The organism is Glutamicibacter sp. PAEs-4, assembly GCF_051161755.1.
Taxonomy (GTDB): domain Bacteria; phylum Actinomycetota; class Actinomycetes; order Actinomycetales; family Micrococcaceae; genus Glutamicibacter; species Glutamicibacter nicotianae.
In genome coordinates, this window is record NZ_CP195017.1 from 1 (window position 1) to 14,663 (window position 14,663).

13 protein-coding genes and 3 tRNA genes are annotated in these 14,663 nt (G+C 60.5%); 13 read left to right on the forward strand and 3 right to left on the reverse strand.

Features of this window, described 5'->3' with window-relative positions; genetic code table 11:
- Window positions 1–30 precede the first annotated feature (30 nt).
- From dnaA to ACR9WD_RS00055, 11 genes are all read left to right on the forward strand, one after another.
- A complete protein-coding gene (gene dnaA, locus ACR9WD_RS00005; protein WP_434922455.1) occupies window positions 31–1,467 on the forward strand; it encodes a chromosomal replication initiator protein DnaA in 1,437 nt (478 codons plus the stop codon).
- 466 nt (window positions 1,468–1,933) lie between these two features.
- On the forward strand, window positions 1,934–3,061 hold the full coding sequence (gene dnaN / locus ACR9WD_RS00010) for a DNA polymerase III subunit beta (protein ID WP_038992738.1): 1,128 nt from the start codon (window positions 1,934–1,936) through the stop codon (window positions 3,059–3,061).
- Between the two features lie 57 nt (window positions 3,062–3,118).
- The gene (recF, locus tag ACR9WD_RS00015) at window positions 3,119–4,282 is read left to right on the forward strand and encodes a DNA replication/repair protein RecF (RefSeq protein WP_038992737.1); all 1,164 of its coding nucleotides are present in this window, start codon (window positions 3,119–3,121) and stop codon (window positions 4,280–4,282) included.
- The gene (locus ACR9WD_RS00020) at window positions 4,275–4,832 is read left to right on the forward strand and encodes a DUF721 domain-containing protein (protein ID WP_038992736.1); all 558 of its coding nucleotides are present in this window, start codon (window positions 4,275–4,277) and stop codon (window positions 4,830–4,832) included. The genes recF and ACR9WD_RS00020 overlap by 8 nt, the downstream gene beginning before the upstream one ends.
- 343 nt (window positions 4,833–5,175) lie before the next feature.
- Complete coding sequence (gene gyrB, locus ACR9WD_RS00025; protein WP_434923221.1) at window positions 5,176–7,179, forward strand: DNA topoisomerase (ATP-hydrolyzing) subunit B; 2,004 nt, start codon at window positions 5,176–5,178, stop codon at window positions 7,177–7,179.
- A gap of 57 nt (window positions 7,180–7,236) precedes the next feature.
- Window positions 7,237–9,864 carry a DNA gyrase subunit A gene (gyrA, locus tag ACR9WD_RS00030; protein ID WP_434922456.1) on the forward strand — a complete coding sequence of 876 codons (2,628 nt, stop codon included), beginning with the start codon at window positions 7,237–7,239 and terminating at the stop codon, window positions 9,862–9,864.
- Window positions 9,861–10,484, forward strand: coding sequence for a DUF3566 domain-containing protein (locus ACR9WD_RS00035; RefSeq protein ID WP_038992733.1), 624 nt, complete (start codon window positions 9,861–9,863; stop codon window positions 10,482–10,484). Before gyrA ends, ACR9WD_RS00035 begins: the two co-directional genes overlap by 4 nt.
- A 121-nt stretch (window positions 10,485–10,605) precedes the next feature.
- Window positions 10,606–10,679 (forward strand) — tRNA-Ile (locus tag ACR9WD_RS00040).
- 31 nt (window positions 10,680–10,710) lie between these two features.
- Window positions 10,711–10,830 carry a DLW-39 family protein gene (locus tag ACR9WD_RS00045; protein ID WP_211286071.1) on the forward strand — a complete coding sequence of 40 codons (120 nt, stop codon included), beginning with the start codon at window positions 10,711–10,713 and terminating at the stop codon, window positions 10,828–10,830.
- 7 nt (window positions 10,831–10,837) lie between these two features.
- Window positions 10,838–10,910, forward strand: a tRNA-Ala gene (locus tag ACR9WD_RS00050).
- A gap of 95 nt (window positions 10,911–11,005) precedes the next feature.
- A tRNA-Ala gene (locus ACR9WD_RS00055) sits at window positions 11,006–11,078 on the forward strand.
- Between the two features lie 67 nt (window positions 11,079–11,145).
- Here the strand turns inward: ACR9WD_RS00055 and ACR9WD_RS00060 are convergent.
- Together ACR9WD_RS00060 and ACR9WD_RS00065 are read right to left on the reverse strand one after the other, a co-directional pair.
- Entirely contained in the window at window positions 11,146–12,288 is a 1,143-nt protein-coding gene (locus tag ACR9WD_RS00060) for a glycosyltransferase family 4 protein (RefSeq protein ID WP_198934363.1), read from the reverse strand.
- Window positions 12,289–12,393: 105 nt separating this feature from the next.
- Window positions 12,394–12,633: a hypothetical protein gene (locus ACR9WD_RS00065; protein ID WP_434923223.1), complete on the reverse strand. Its 240-nt coding sequence runs from the start codon at window positions 12,631–12,633 to the stop codon at window positions 12,394–12,396.
- Between ACR9WD_RS00065 and ACR9WD_RS00070 the strand changes: the two genes are divergently transcribed.
- Window positions 12,590–13,369, forward strand: coding sequence for a bile acid:sodium symporter family protein (locus tag ACR9WD_RS00070; protein ID WP_233125347.1), 780 nt, complete (start codon window positions 12,590–12,592; stop codon window positions 13,367–13,369). The two genes, ACR9WD_RS00065 and ACR9WD_RS00070, sit on opposite strands and share 44 nt — an antisense overlap.
- 130 nt (window positions 13,370–13,499) lie before the next feature.
- On the forward strand, window positions 13,500–14,369 hold the full coding sequence (locus tag ACR9WD_RS00075) for a DMT family transporter (RefSeq protein WP_204723184.1): 870 nt from the start codon (window positions 13,500–13,502) through the stop codon (window positions 14,367–14,369).
- Between the two features lie 6 nt (window positions 14,370–14,375).
- Here ACR9WD_RS00075 and ACR9WD_RS00080 read toward each other — a convergent pair whose 3' ends face one another.
- A complete protein-coding gene (locus tag ACR9WD_RS00080; RefSeq protein ID WP_434922457.1) occupies window positions 14,376–14,582 on the reverse strand; it encodes a hypothetical protein in 207 nt (68 codons plus the stop codon).
- Window positions 14,583–14,663 lie beyond the last annotated feature (81 nt).

Genomic DNA, 14,663 nt, shown 5'->3' on the forward strand with positions numbered 1-14,663 from the left:
TTGCATTCGAACGGAAGCGGGGCGCCCTTAGTGAGCAGCGACGAGACCAATAGCATTGGTAGCTCTTGGCGCCAAGTCATCCGGAAGATCGAAGATGATGACCGGGTCAAGGCGCGTTACCGCGCCTTCGTATCGCTGGCTAAACCGCAAGGTCTCATCGGCACCACGCTCTTGGTTGCGGTGCCCAACGACCTCACGCGCGATATTCTGCAGACCCAGTTGCGCGAGCCGCTGGATGACGCATTGCGGGAAGTATTCCAGGATGATATCCGCTGCGCCGTCAGCGTTGATCTCTCGCTGTCGGATGAGCTGGAAGAAGATGAGCCTGAGGCCAAGCCTGCTGCGCCGTCCGCTCCGGCGGTTGTCGAGACTCCTGGTCCTCGCCCGCAGCCGGCACCGCAGCCGACTCCGCCATCGAACTCTCAGGAGTTCGGCCGCCTGAACCCGAAGTACATCTTCGATACCTTCGTGATCGGTTCGTCGAACCGCTTTGCCCATGCGGCAGCCGTCGCTGTTGCCGAAGCGCCGGCCAAGGCCTACAACCCGCTGTTCATCTACGGCGATTCCGGTCTGGGCAAGACCCACCTGCTGCACGCCATCGGGCACTACGCACGCCATCTCTACAAAGGCATCCGCGTGCGCTACGTGAATTCTGAAGAGTTCACCAACGATTTCATCAACTCGATCCGCGACGACGAGGGTGCAAGCTTCAAGCAGACGTACCGCAACGTCGATATTCTGCTCATTGACGACATCCAGTTCTTGGCCAACAAGGATGCTACCCAGGAAGAGTTCTTCCACACCTTCAATGCGCTGCATAACCACAACAAGCAGGTGGTCATCACCTCGGATCTACCTCCCAAGCAGCTGCAGGGCTTCGAAGATCGCATGCGTTCGCGCTTCGAGTGGGGCCTGCTGACCGATATCCAGCCGCCAGAGCTCGAGACCCGTATCGCAATTCTGCGTAAGAAGGCGGACGCCGAGAACCTTTCGGCGCCAAGCGACGTCATGGAGTACATCGCTTCACGCATTTCCACGAACATCCGCGAGCTCGAAGGTGCGCTGATCCGCGTCACCGCTTTCGCGTCGCTGAATAACCAGCCGGTGGACCTGGCCTTGGCCGAAACCGTGCTCAAGGACTTGATCAGCGAAGACGGCGCACAAGAAATTACGCCGTCGACCATCATCAAGCAGACCGCCGAGTACTTCGGGCTGAGCATTGATGAGCTGAACAGCAAATCCCGTACTCGTACTTTGGTCACCGCACGCCAGATCGCCATGTACTTGCTGCGTGAGCTGACCGACATGTCATTGCCGAAGATTGGCGCAGAACTGGGCGGCCGCGACCACACCACCGTAATTCATGCCGATCGCAAGATCCGCGAACTGATGGCTGAGCGTCGAGCGATATTCAATCAGGTCACCGAGCTGACAAACAGAATTAAGCAGAGCCAGCGGGAGCACTGAAGCAGAGAAATCACAGGTGTGGATAAAACTGTGGATGATCTGGTGAAGGATTGCGGATAAGTTCACGAACCATGTGGACGTCAAAAATCGTGAAACTGAGTATCAACAAGTTGATGAAACCGAGTCTCACGTTCAACCACAGATTGTTCACATGCACAATTGCCGGAAGATCTAGGGTAATGGGCCTTATCCACAGTATCCACAAGGGTTATTAACACTTCTCCTTTAAATCCTTAATCCTCCAAATAACGAGTCCACTGTTCACCCCCGAGCCAAAACTTGTGCAGAACAGATTTTTTGTTGCATCGTCCACACTTCGTTCACTGAGCTGACGTTGCGCTATCAGGGCGTGGCAAGATTAGATGGATAGAACGTGCAACTACCTGCTCTATGCTTAAGAACTTGGCGAGGGAACTACCTTCTTGGCCTGACTTAAGACTTATGGGTTCCGAAAGGCGGATTTTTCGTGAAGTTCAGCGTTGAAAAGGATGTATTGGCGGACGCCGTATCCTGGACTGCCCGGTCCCTGGCGCAGCGACCACCATCACCTGTTTTGGCAGGCATCCTCATCACGACCCACGAAGGCCTTGTTCGCCTCGAGGGATTCGACTATGAGATTTCCTCGCATATCGAGATCCCTGCAGATATTTCCGAGCAGGGCTCGATCCTGGTATCCGGCAAGCTCTTGGCAGAAATTACCCGCTCTCTGCCCAACTCCACCGTCACCCTGGAAACCGATGGCTCGAAAATCTCGCTGACCTGCGGCCGTTCACGATTCCACTTGGCCACCATGCCAGTAGACGAATACCCAACCCTGCCTGAACTCCCAGCTATCGCCGGCACCATCGATGGCCAGGCATTCTCCGAAGCTGTTTCGCAGGTTATTGTCGCCGCTTCCAAGGACGACACCTTGCCGGTACTCACCGGCATCAAGGTTGAGATCGAAAATGATCTGATCACCTTCTTGGCCACGGACCGCTACCGTCTGGCTCTGCGTGAACTCAACTGGACCCCGATCCAGGCAGAAATCTCGACGTCCTTCCTGATCAAGGCGAAGACGCTCAGCGAAGTTGCCAAGACTCTCTCGAGCTCCGGCGAACTGAAGCTTGCCATGAGCGAGAACGGTGAGATGGTTGGCTTCGAAAGCTCCAACCGCCGGACCACCTCGCTGCTGATCAACGGCGAATACCCGAAGATCCGCTCGCTGTTCCCGAGCGATACGCCAATTCATGCAACCGTCCGCACCAGCGAGCTGATGGAGGCTGTACGCCGCGTATCGGTAGTCGCCGAACGCAATACCCCAGTTCGCATGGCCTTCACCGATGGCCAGCTGACCTTGGATGCTGGCACCGGCGAAGACGCGCAGGCTGAAGAAGCCATCGTTGCCTCGCTTCGCGGCGAAGACATCGTGGTTGCCTTCAACCCGACTTTCCTGTCCGAAGGCCTGAACTCCTTCAACACCGATTTCGTGCGCTTCTCCTTCACCAGTGCACCGAAGCCGGCCATGCTGACCGGACAGAAGAAGCTGGATGAGGAAGACCAGGACCAGTATCGCTACCTCGTGATGCCGGTTCGATTGCCAAACTCGAACTAAGCCAATTCGTGGTCGATGGCTCCGGCCATCAGCCACCTCGTTTCTGTCAGGACCCCGGTGTATATCTCGCAGCTTTCACTCACGAGCTTCCGCTCGTATGCGCAGGCCGACGTGCACCTAGCCCCGGGGATCAACGTCTTGATCGGCCCCAACGGGGTCGGCAAGACCAATATCGTTGAGTCCATCGGCTATCTGGCCAACCTTTCGTCGCATCGAGTCAGCAATGACGCGCCCCTGCTGAATTTCGGTTCCGAGCGCGCGCTGATCCGGGGCACTGTGCATCATGGCCCGCAGACCACGGTGCTCGAGGTCGAGATCACCAGCGGCAAGATCAACCGGGCGCGCATCAACCGGGCTAACCCGGTTCGCGCACGGGAGATCCTTGGCATGGTGCGCACTGTACTCTTCGCCCCCGAGGACTTGGCTCTCATCAAGGGCGATCCGTCCAACCGCCGCAAGTTCCTGGACGAGCTTCTGGTAACCCTGCGCCCGGTGGAGGCCGGCACCAAGAACGACTACGAGCGCATCGTGAAGCAGCGCAATGCCCTGCTCAAGTCCATTCGCGGCAAGTCCACCCTGAGCCCCTCGCAGGAGAACACGCTCAAGGCCTGGGATCTGCAACTGGCATTGGCCGGCGCTCGGCTGATGCGCGGACGCCTGGACGTCTTGGCCTTGATCCGCCCCTACATGCAGGCCGCCTACGCAGATCTGGCAGATGGCGCCAAGGAAGCGCGCGCCATCTACCGTTCCTCGCTCGAGGGCGAACTCGACGAGAACAGCCTGCCGGCGGATGATCTTGAGTCCCTGGAGCAAGAAGAGATCCAGGAACTGCTGCTGAACGCCATCGAAGCGAATCGCAGCCGTGAAGTCGACCGCGGAATTTCGCTGTTCGGACCGCACCGCGACGATCTGACCCTGATCCTGGGTCCAACTCCTGCCAAGGGCTATGCCTCGCACGGGGAAACCTGGTCCTTTGCCTTGGCCTTGCGCCTGGCCGCCTACCGTGTTTTCGGCGATGACGATCCGCGTCCTGGATCAGGCCCCATCCTGATCCTGGATGATGTCTTTGCCGAGCTCGACACCACCCGCCGTGATCGCTTGGCGCACATCGTTGCCGGAGCCGAGCAGGTGCTGGTGACCGCCGCCGTTGTGGAAGATGTCCCCGAAGCGCTGAAGGGACATTTCTTCCAGGTTTCACCTGGCCAGGTTGTCGATGCATGAGCCATCGGAACGAGATGAACACCGCTTCGATCCAGAGATCGATGCGGCCAAGGCGCTGCTCAACCGCATGCGCAAGCTCGCCGAGGAACGCGGCGAACGGCGCATCGATGCCGCCCGCATGGAAAGGGTGCGCAAGCGCAAGGCCGCCCGCCGCGGATTCGCCGAGGAAAGGCCGGAATCTGCCGAGGGAGCGGTTCGCGACCCGCGCGCCATTGGCGAAGTGGTCTCCCGGCTGTCCAAGTCGCGCGGCTGGAACACCCAGGTCGCTGTGGGCTCGGTGCTCGGACGCTGGGAGGACATCATCGGCGTGGAGAACGCGAAGCACTGCAAACCTGAATCCTTCGAGGACACCGTGGTGGTGATGCGCTGCGATACGACAGCGCGAGCAGCACAGATGCGCCTGCTCACCCACGACATCTTGAAGAAATTCGATGCCGAGCTGGGGCCCGGGATCGTCACCGTGCTCAAGGTGCTGGGTCCCAACGCTCCCTCCTGGCGCCACGGCATGCGTTCGGTGGCCGGCCGGGGGCCGCGCGACACCTACGGATAGAAATTGCTGGCATGGCATATGGCGCACTCACGGACCCGGAGGCTGGATCCCCCCTCACTTGATCGCCGCAACTGCCTCAGAACGTCAATTACCAGCTTTTGGTGGGCGATTTAGGCCTCAAAGTCACCGTTTATTTTGGTCTACGCGGTAGAATTAGAGGTAGTGAATTGACTCCGTTGCGGGCAAGGCCCGCGCCGGAGTCCCTCCAGACCATGATTGCCCGACGCGCAGAATCCGTCGCAGAGGGCCATCGCGCGCTAAATTCGAGGAGTTCGTAGCACCCGTGTCTACCGAAAATGCTTCACCGCAGGAACCGGCTGAAAGCCAGGCTCCCGCGGAATCGATGACTTCCAAAGTCGAACACACATATGGCGCCCAGGATATTACCGTCCTCGAAGGACTCGAAGCGGTACGCAAACGCCCGGGCATGTACATCGGTTCCACCGGCCCGCGAGGCCTGCACCACTTGGTCTACGAAGTCGTCGACAACTCCGTCGATGAGGCGCTGGCAGGCTACTGCGACACCATCAACGTCACGCTGCAGGCCGATGGCGGCGTACGCTGCGAGGACAACGGCCGCGGCATTCCGGTAGACATCCACCCCACCGAGGGCAAGCCAACCGTCGAGGTCGTCATGACCATCCTGCATGCCGGCGGCAAATTCGGCGGCGGCGGCTACGCGGTCTCCGGCGGCCTGCACGGCGTGGGCATCTCCGTGGTGAACGCGCTGTCCGAGAAGGTCAACACCATCGTGCGCCGCCAGGGACACGCATGGCGCATCGGTTTCGCCAACGGCGGCCACACCGTCCAGGAGCTGACCAAGGGCGAGGAAACCGAGCTGACCGGCACCAGCCAGACCTTCTACCCGGATCCGGAAATCTTCGAGACCACCGAATTCGATTTCGAGACGTTGCGCGCCCGCTTCCAGCAGATGGCCTTCCTGAACAAGGGCCTGCGCATCACCCTCACCGACGAGCGCGTCCAGGAGATCGAAGAGCCTGAGGCCGAAGTCGAAGAGGAAATCGAGAACCAGGTAGTCAAGCCGCGCACCGTGGACTACCTGTACAAGGACGGCCTGCTGGACTACGTCAAGCACCTGAACGCGGCGAAGAAGATCGAGCTGGTCCACGACGAGGTTATCGCCTTCGAATCCGAAGATGCAGCACGAGGCATCAGCCTGGAAATCGCGATGCAATGGACCAGCGCCTACGCCGAATCCGTGCACACCTACGCGAACACCATCAACACCCATGAAGGCGGCACCCACGAAGAGGGCTTCCGCGCCGCACTGACCGGCCTGCTCAACCGCTACGCGCGCGATAACAAGATCCTGCGCGAGAAGGATGACAACCTCACCGGCGAAGATGCCCGCGAAGGGTTGACCGCAGTCATCTCGGTCAAGCTCTCCGAGCCCCAGTTCGAAGGCCAGACCAAGACCAAGCTGGGCAACTCGATCGCCCGCGGCTTCGTCCAGGGCGTGGTCAACGAGGAGCTGGGCGACTGGTTCGAGCGCAACCCGAACGTGGCCCGCGACATCATCCGCAAGGCCCAGCTGGCGTCGCAGGCGCGCCTGGCCGCCCGCAAGGCCCGCGACAACGCCCGCCGCAAGTCCCCGATGGAATCCTTCGGCATGCCGGGCAAGCTCTCGGACTGCTCCTCAAAGAACCCTTCCGAGTGCGAAGTGTTCATCGTGGAGGGCGACTCCGCAGGCGGCTCCGCCAAGCGCGGCCGCGACCCGCACACCCAGGCCATCCTGCCGCTGCGCGGCAAGATCCTGAACGTGGAGCGCGCCCGCCTGGACCGCGCGCTGGGCAACGCCGAAGTGCAGGCGATGATCACCGCCTTCGGCACCGGCATCGGCGAAGAATTCGACATGGCCAAGCTGCGCTACCACAAGATCGTGCTGATGGCCGACGCCGACGTGGACGGCCAGCACATCACCACGTTGCTGCTGACCCTGATCTTCCGCTTCATGCGTCCGCTGATCGAGCACGGCTACGTTTTCCTGGCAGCACCTCCGCTGTACCGCATCAAGTGGTCCAACGCGCCGCACGACTACGTGTTCTCGGACAAGGAACGCGACGACGCGCTGCTCGCCGGCCAGACCTCCAACAAGCGCCTGCCCAAGGACAACGGCATCCAGCGCTACAAGGGCCTGGGCGAGATGGACTACTCGGAGCTGTGGGACACCACCATGGATCCGGAGCACCGCACGCTGCGCCAGGTCACCATGGACGACGCGGCAGCCGCCGACGAAGTCTTCTCCGTGCTGATGGGCGAGGATGTCGAGTCCCGGCGAAACTTCATCCAGCAGAACGCCAAGGACGTGCGCTTCCTGGATATCTAGCCGGCCGCAGCCACCACAGATATCCACCGAAGACTTTTTGACTTGTAAGGGAAGAAATTGAGCGACGAGCAAACCCCACAGGACGCGCCAATGGACGGCGAGATCATCGATGCGGTCCACGACGGCGGCCGCATCGACCAGATCGACCTGCAGACCGAAATGCAGCGGTCCTACCTGGACTACGCCATGGCCGTCATCGTCGGCCGCGCGCTGCCCGATGTGCGCGATGGACTGAAGCCAGTGCACCGCCGCGTGCTGTACGCGATGTACGACGGCGGCTACCGCCCGGAACGCGCCTACAACAAGTGCGCCCGCGTGGTCGGCGAAGTCATGGGCCAGTACCACCCGCACGGCGATACCGCGATCTACGATGCGCTGGTCCGCCTGATCCAGGACTGGGTCATGCGCTACCCGCTGGCCCTGGGCCAGGGCAACTTCGGCTCGCCAGGCAACGATGGCGCCGCCGCCCAGCGTTACACCGAAACCAAGATGGCCCCGCTGGCCATGGAAATGGTCCGCGACATCAACGAGAACACCGTTGATTTCCAGGACAACTACGACGGCAAGAACCAGGAACCTACCGTTCTCCCGGCCCGTTTCCCGAACCTTTTGGTCAACGGCTCCTCCGGCATCGCCGTGGGCATGGCCACCAACATCCCGCCGCACAACCTGCGCGAGGTCGCCGAGGGCGTGCAGTGGTACCTGAAGAACCCTGACGTCTCCCGCGAAGAGCTGCTCGCCGAGCTGATGCTGCGCGTGAAGGGCCCGGACTTCCCGTCCGGCGCGATGATCCTGGGCACCAAGGGCATCGCCGACGCCTACCGCACCGGCCGCGGCTCGATCACCATGCGCGCCGTGGTCAACGTCGAGGAAATCCAGGGACGCACCTGCCTGGTGGTCACCGAGCTGCCGTACATGGCCAACCCGGACAACCTCGCGGTGAAGATCGCCGAGCTGGTGCGTGACGGCAAGATTTCCGGCATCGCCGACATGCGCGATGAGACCTCCGGCCGCACCGGCCAGCGCCTGGTCATCGTGCTCAAGCGCGACGCCGTGGCCAAGGTGGTGCTGAACAACCTGTACAAGCACACCGAGCTGCAGTCGAACTTCTCCGCCAACATGCTGGCGATCGTCGACGGCGTGCCGCGCACCCTGCCGCTGGACGGATTCATCCGCCACTGGGTCACCCACCAGATCGAAGTGATCGTCCGACGCACCGAATACCGCTTGAAGAAGGCCGAAGAAGAAGCCCACATCCTGCGTGGCCTGCTCAAGGCACTGGACGCCCTGGACGAGGTCATCGCGCTGATTCGCCGCTCGGCCACCACCGAGGCCGCCCGCGATGGCCTGATGGAACTGCTGAGCATCGACGAGGATCAGGCCCGCGCCATCCTGGACATGCAGCTGCGCCGCCTGGCCGCTCTCGAGCGCCAGAAGATCCAGGACCGCCACGCCGAGCTCGAGCGCATGATCGCCGAATTCCAGGCAATCATCGCTTCCCCAGCCCGCCAGCGCGAGATCGTCTCCGAAGAGCTGCAGGAAATTGTCGACAAGCACGGCGACGACCGCCGCACCAAGGTGCTGATGGGCTACGACGGCGACATGAGCGTCGAAGACCTGATCCCGGAAGAGGAAATGGTCGTCACCATCACCCGCGGCGGCTACGTCAAGCGCACCCGCATCGACAACTACCGCTCGCAGGCCCGCGGCGGCAAGGGCATCAAGGGCGCGAACCTGCGCGGGGACGACGTGGTGGAGCACTTCTTCGTCACCTCGACCCACAACTGGCTGCTGTTCTTCACCAACCACGGCCGGGTCTACCGCACCAAGTGCTACGAGCTGGCCGAAGCCGGCCGCGACGCCAAGGGCCAGCACGTGGCCAATGTGATGGCCTTCCAGCCCGATGAGCACATCGCCCAGGTGCTGGATCTGCGCACCTACCAGGATGCCGCCTACCTGATGCTGGCCACCCGCAACGGCCTGGTGAAGAAGACCCGACTGGAGGACTACGACACCAACCGCACCGCCGGCGTCATCGCGATCAACCTGCGCGACGGCGATGAACTGGTCTCCGCGCAGCTGGTCAGCGAATCCGACGATGTGATGCTCGTCTCACGCCTGGGCCAGTCGGTCCGCTTCACCGCCACCGACACCGCCCTGCGCCCAATGGGCCGCGCCACCAGCGGGGTCACCGGCATGAAGTTCCGCGACGGGGATCAGCTGCTGGCAGCGGACGTGGTCCGCGAGGGATCCTTCGTGTTCACCGTGACCAACGAAGGCTACGCAAAGCGCACAACGGTCGAGGAATACCGCGTGCAATCCCGTGGTGGCTTGGGCATTAAGGTGGCCAAGCTCAATGAGGAACGCGGCGAGCTGGTTGGCGCGCTGATCGTTGACGAGACCGATGAGGTCTTGGTGGTGATGGGCTCGGGCAAGGTGGTCCGCTCCGCAGTTTCGCAGGTTCCTTCCAAGGGCCGCGACACGATGGGCGTCATCTTCGCCAAGCCGGACAAGAAGGACCGCATCCTCGCCGTTGCCAAGAACTCTGAGACCGGGCTCGAGGAGAACTCGGAGGAAAATGCCGTAACGTTGGACGCAGAAAACACGATCGACGAGTCATCGGCTGCGCCAGAAACTGATTCCGGCGCCGAAAACGAAGACAACACTAACGGAGGTAACGCATGAGCACGCCCTCGACGCCACGCCCCAGCGGCGGTGCCCCGAAGAGCGCAGCGCCGCGACCTACCCAGGTAAAGCGTCCGGCTCCGACCGGTACAGGCTCCCGCCCGGCTAGCGCCGGTGCACGACCAGCGGCAGGACAGTCGCGTCCAGCGGGCCAGCGCCCGGCGGGATCGCCGCAGCGCCCTGCAGGCCAGCGCCCAACCGGCCAGCAGCGTCCAGCCAATGGCCAGGAACGCCTGGTTCGCCCAGCCCCCAAGGCCAAGGTCCGCAAGGCCCGCCTGCTGGTATCTAAGGTGGAACCCTTCTCGGTACTTAAGCTGGCCTTCCTGCTCTCGGTCGCCTTTGGCGTGATCACCGTGGTTGCAGCCGTAGGCATCTGGGCCGTACTGGACTTGACCGGAACCTTTGATTCGTTCAACCAGCTGATGCGCGACGCCATCGGCGCCGACGGAAACTTCGACCTGCGCGACACCATGTCGCTGGGCCAGGTGGCTTCCTACGCGACAATCATCGCCGTGGTGAACGTTGTGGTGATTTCCGTGGTCTCCATGCTTGGCGCGGTGCTGTACAACATTGCAGCTTCGCTGGTCGGCGGCGCCGGGGTTACCCTCACCGACGACTAGGAACACCCCTTGTCGAGCCCGGGATTCGTGCTGTGATGCATGACACCCGGGCTCGATTTGTATCTTTCGGGGAACACCGGTAAAGTTTTATTTCGTTCCGAAGGGAACAAAACAAAAGCAAGGGCGTATAGCTCAGGCGGTTAGAGCGCTTCGCTGATAACGAAGAGGTCCCAAGTTCAAGTCTTGGTACGCCCACGGAAACCTTGCTGGAGGGAAAGAGGAAGCAATGAAAAAGTTCCTGGTTCTCGCATCGATCGCGACTGCTGCAGTAGTCTTGGTCAAGAAGGCGAAGGCTTCGTCGGAAACAAAGGAAACCTGGCATCAGGTAGCCGATAAAGTTTCCTAAAGCTTTTGGGGCCTTAGCTCAGTTGGTAGAGCGTCTGCTTTGCAAGCAGAATGTCAGGAGTTCGATTCTCCTAGGCTCCACAAAAGAAAGTGGCGGAAAGTGAAAACTTTCCGCTAATTCTTTTTGATTGGTTCAGCTGAATTGATCACGGGGCGGAAGCTTCAGAATTGAATACGGGGCCTTAGCTCAGTTGGTAGAGCGTCTGCTTTGCAAGCAGAATGTCAGGAGTTCGATTCTCCTAGGCTCCACATTTGCCAAAAGGCGGAAAGCGACAGCTTTCCGCCTTTTGCGCATCTGAAAGACTTTTCTGTCCAGCTAGTGCCGGATCCTGGCCATCCGGACCTGCTCATAGTGCCCAAGCAGCTGCTGGCCAATGCCGTGCCAAGAACGATCCTGGACACTGCTCAGCGCGGCGCTGGCAAAAGCCAGGCGTTTTGCATCGTCGTACGCCAAGTCGCTGACGCGGCTGCGCAGTTCATCAAGATTCCCCGGCTGGTAGAGCCAACCGGTGCGCGAGGAATCCACCAGATCCAGCGGTCCCCCACGTCCTACGGCTACCACAGGCACGCCGCAGGCCATCGCTTCCTGAATGGTCTGGCAGAAGGTCTCCGAGGCTCCGGGATGGACGAAAATGTCCATCGAGGCCATGACCTCGCTCAAGCGCTCCCCTGAAAGGAAACCGGTGAAGTGGGCATTGGGGAGCAAGCTGCGCAGTTCGTCCTCGAGCGGGCCGGAACCGACAATCACCAGGCGGGTATTCTCAAGGTCCGCCAAGGCCTGCAGGTCGGCAACCTGCTTCTCTGCCGCCAGCCGGCCGACATAGCCAATGACCACCTCGTCATTCGGGGCGACCGCCTGTCTGAAGTGCTCGCTGCGCCGTCGTGGCGTGAACTGGGCTGTATCGACTCCCCTGCCTGAAATGGCCAGGCGCTGGACGCCCAGGGATTCGAGCTGCTGGTAGGAAAACGTACTTGGCACCAGCGTCAGGTCCGCGCCGGTGTGGATCGCTCTGACGTGCTCCCAGAGCCTTTGGGTAAGCCATGGCATCTTATAGCGCGCCGCGTAGCTTGGAACCTCGGTCTGATACAGCGCCACCGTGGGCAAGTCCAGCTCTTGTGCGGCGCGCAGCGCCTGCCAGCCCAGGATGAACGGGCTAGCCAGATGAACGACATCTGCTCTCTCTCGAGCCAGCAATTTGCGCAGCCGGCTAACGCTGGTAGTAGCGACCCGCACCTCCGGATAGCTGGCCAACGGCATGGAAGGAACCGTGAGGATCTTGAAGCCCTGGTAGATCTTTGGCACGCCGTGGCCCGACAACTCCCCTGCCAGCGAGCCTGCGGGGGTGATGACGACGGCTTCATGGCCCGTCTGTCTCAGGTGGTCCAAGGTCTTGAGGATTGAGTTGGTCACCCCATTGAAATGGGGAAGGAACGATTCAGCGACAATTGCTACCTTCACGTCTCCAGCATGAGGATTGCCAGTGACACCCAAGTTAATATGGCTAGGGCAAAGGATTAACTTCAGTTGTCTCGTTGTGGCGGCACCTCATTAGTGGCAGACTACCTAGGTGCCGAATGAACAGCCCAGCCCTTTCACCGTCGAGGCGAACGCCAAAGAAACCGAAAGAAACTCCCGCATTGCGGTACTGCTCTTCCCTGTGCTGATATTGCTCGGCGGATTATGCGGAATGCTCATGCCCCAAGCGTTCTTGGGACTTTCCAGTTGGATCAATCCGCTGCTGATGGTGATCATGTTCTGCATGGGGCTGACCTTGACCATGCCGGATTTCGCGTTGGTGTTCAAGAATCCCTTGCCGGTACTGTGCGGTGTCGCAGCGCAGTTCATCATCATGCCTTCGATGGGCTGGCTGGTAGCCACGATGCTGCAACTTGAACCGGCATTGGCAGCCGGCCTGATTCTGGTTGGCTGCGCGCCCGGAGGCACGGCTTCCAACGTGGTTTCGTACTTGGCTCGCGGCAATGTTGCTCTGTCCGTCGCCATGACTTCGGTGTCGACCTTGCTCGCACCTTTGCTGACTCCAGCGCTGGCCTTGTGGCTCGCTGGCCACTACATGCCGGTCGATGCGGGATCCATGGCAATCAGTGTTGTCGAGATCGTCTTGATCCCGGTGGTGCTGGGCATCTTCCTGCGCATGCTGTTCAATCGGTTCGTGGACAAGGTCAGCGGTGCGCTGCCATGGCTGTCGGTGCTGGCCATTACATTCGTGGTGACGGTCATCGTCGCGGGCAGCGCGCAGACAATCGTGACGGCCGGGCTGCTGGTCTTGGTGGCGGTAGTCTTGCATAATGCACTGGGCCTGGCATTGGGATATGCCATCGGCATCCTCCTGCGGGTTCCCGAGGATTCCCGGCGCACGATTGCCATCGAAGTCGGCATGCAGAACTCGGGTCTTGCCGGAGGGCTGGCGAAGCAATACTTCTCGCCGGAGGCGGCGCTGCCGGGTGCCGTATTCTCTGTTTGGCATAACTTGTCCGGCGCATTGATCGCTGCATACTGGCGGAGAAAAACGGTAAAATAGACAGAAAACATGGCGTTTTGCAGTTCATATGCAAAATTGTGCATATTTTGACTCTTCCACGGAATCGCCGGTTTCGCCGGCTTCGGCATATGAATGAAGCCCCTGCGTTCGGAAACTGTAATCTGGGTTGGTGACCATCTTGCTTGCCCTGGTCGGAATCCTCGGTATTTCGGCATCCGGCCCCATAATCGCCGCCTTCCCGGGTGTCCCGGTTCTCTCCATGGCCTTCTGGCGCAATGGCGCTGCCGCGGCTGTGCTCAGCGCACCGGCGCTGCGCAAAAATTCAAAAGCCTATCTGCAGATGACCGGGCGGGAATGGTTCTTCACCGGGATTGCCGGCGTGGCTCTTGCATTGCATTTCGTATGCTTCATGTATTCGATGCGGCTGACCAGTGTGGCTGCCGGTACGGCGCTGGTGTGCATCCAAGGTGTCTGGATCGCGATTTACCAGGTTCTGCGCGGCACCAAATACCGGACCCAGGTTTTCCTTGGCATGGGCGTTGCGCTGCTTGGTGCCATCATCATCACGGGTTTCGATATGGGACTGGGGCGGGACGCCATCATTGGCGATCTGCTGGCCTTGGCCGGCGGCATCTTGGCCGCGGTATACACGCTGGCCGGATCCGTGGCACGAAGGACCTTGGGAACTGCAACATATGCCTCGAGCTGCTATGCGTTTACCGCCGTCGTGCTATTGATCCTGTGCCTCGTGACTGGGACCCCTATCTGGGGTTTTGACGCTCGAGGATGGATAGGGATCATTCTGCTGACGCTTTGCGCCCAGATCTTCGGCCATACCGCCATGAATCACTTGCTCAGCGTGCTCGGTCCGCTGACGGTTTCGACGCTGATTCTGCTTGAGATCCCTGGAGCAGCAATCCTGGCGGCATTGTTCTTAGGCCAGGTAGTTTCTATCGCTACCTATGCCGGGTTGGCGGTGATACTCGTAGGGCTTGCCCTCGTGATCCGAGGGCAAGCCCAACCAAAAATTGAAGCCTAGCCAGGATTACTTGTCATCTTCGAGGATTTCGCGGATTTCTTCCACGCTTGCTTGCCTTGATTCAGCAGGCTGGTGCGGCTGTGCAGGAAGCGGCTCGTTCTCCCATGGATCCTCAATAGGCTTCGAGGCTTTCCACACGGCAACCAGCACCGCGACAAGTCCCGCAATCAAGCCAACGGCTAGTACTTTTCCTGCTTTGCTCTTCTTGCTCATGCATTGCTCCCGATCCGAAGAAATTCACACTAACCGACAGTTCAAGACTAGGCAGTTCCATGCCAAGTAGCCAGCATAAGC

Excerpts from the sequence above, each read along its gene's own strand:
- ACR9WD_RS00020 (WP_038992736.1), top strand. The coding sequence starts at position 4,275 with ATGCATGAGCCATCGGAACGAGATGAACACCGCTTCGATCCAGAGATC.
- gyrB (WP_434923221.1), top strand. The coding sequence starts at position 5,176 with ATGACTTCCAAAGTCGAACACACATATGGCGCCCAGGATATTACCGTC.
- ACR9WD_RS00035 (WP_038992733.1), top strand. The coding sequence starts at position 9,861 with ATGAGCACGCCCTCGACGCCACGCCCCAGCGGCGGTGCCCCGAAGAGC.
- ACR9WD_RS00045 (WP_211286071.1), top strand. The coding sequence starts at position 10,711 with ATGAAAAAGTTCCTGGTTCTCGCATCGATCGCGACTGCTGCAGTAGTC.
- ACR9WD_RS00070 (WP_233125347.1), top strand. The coding sequence starts at position 12,590 with ATGGGGCTGACCTTGACCATGCCGGATTTCGCGTTGGTGTTCAAGAAT.
- ACR9WD_RS00080 (WP_434922457.1), bottom strand. The coding sequence starts at position 14,582 with ATGAGCAAGAAGAGCAAAGCAGGAAAAGTACTAGCCGTTGGCTTGATT.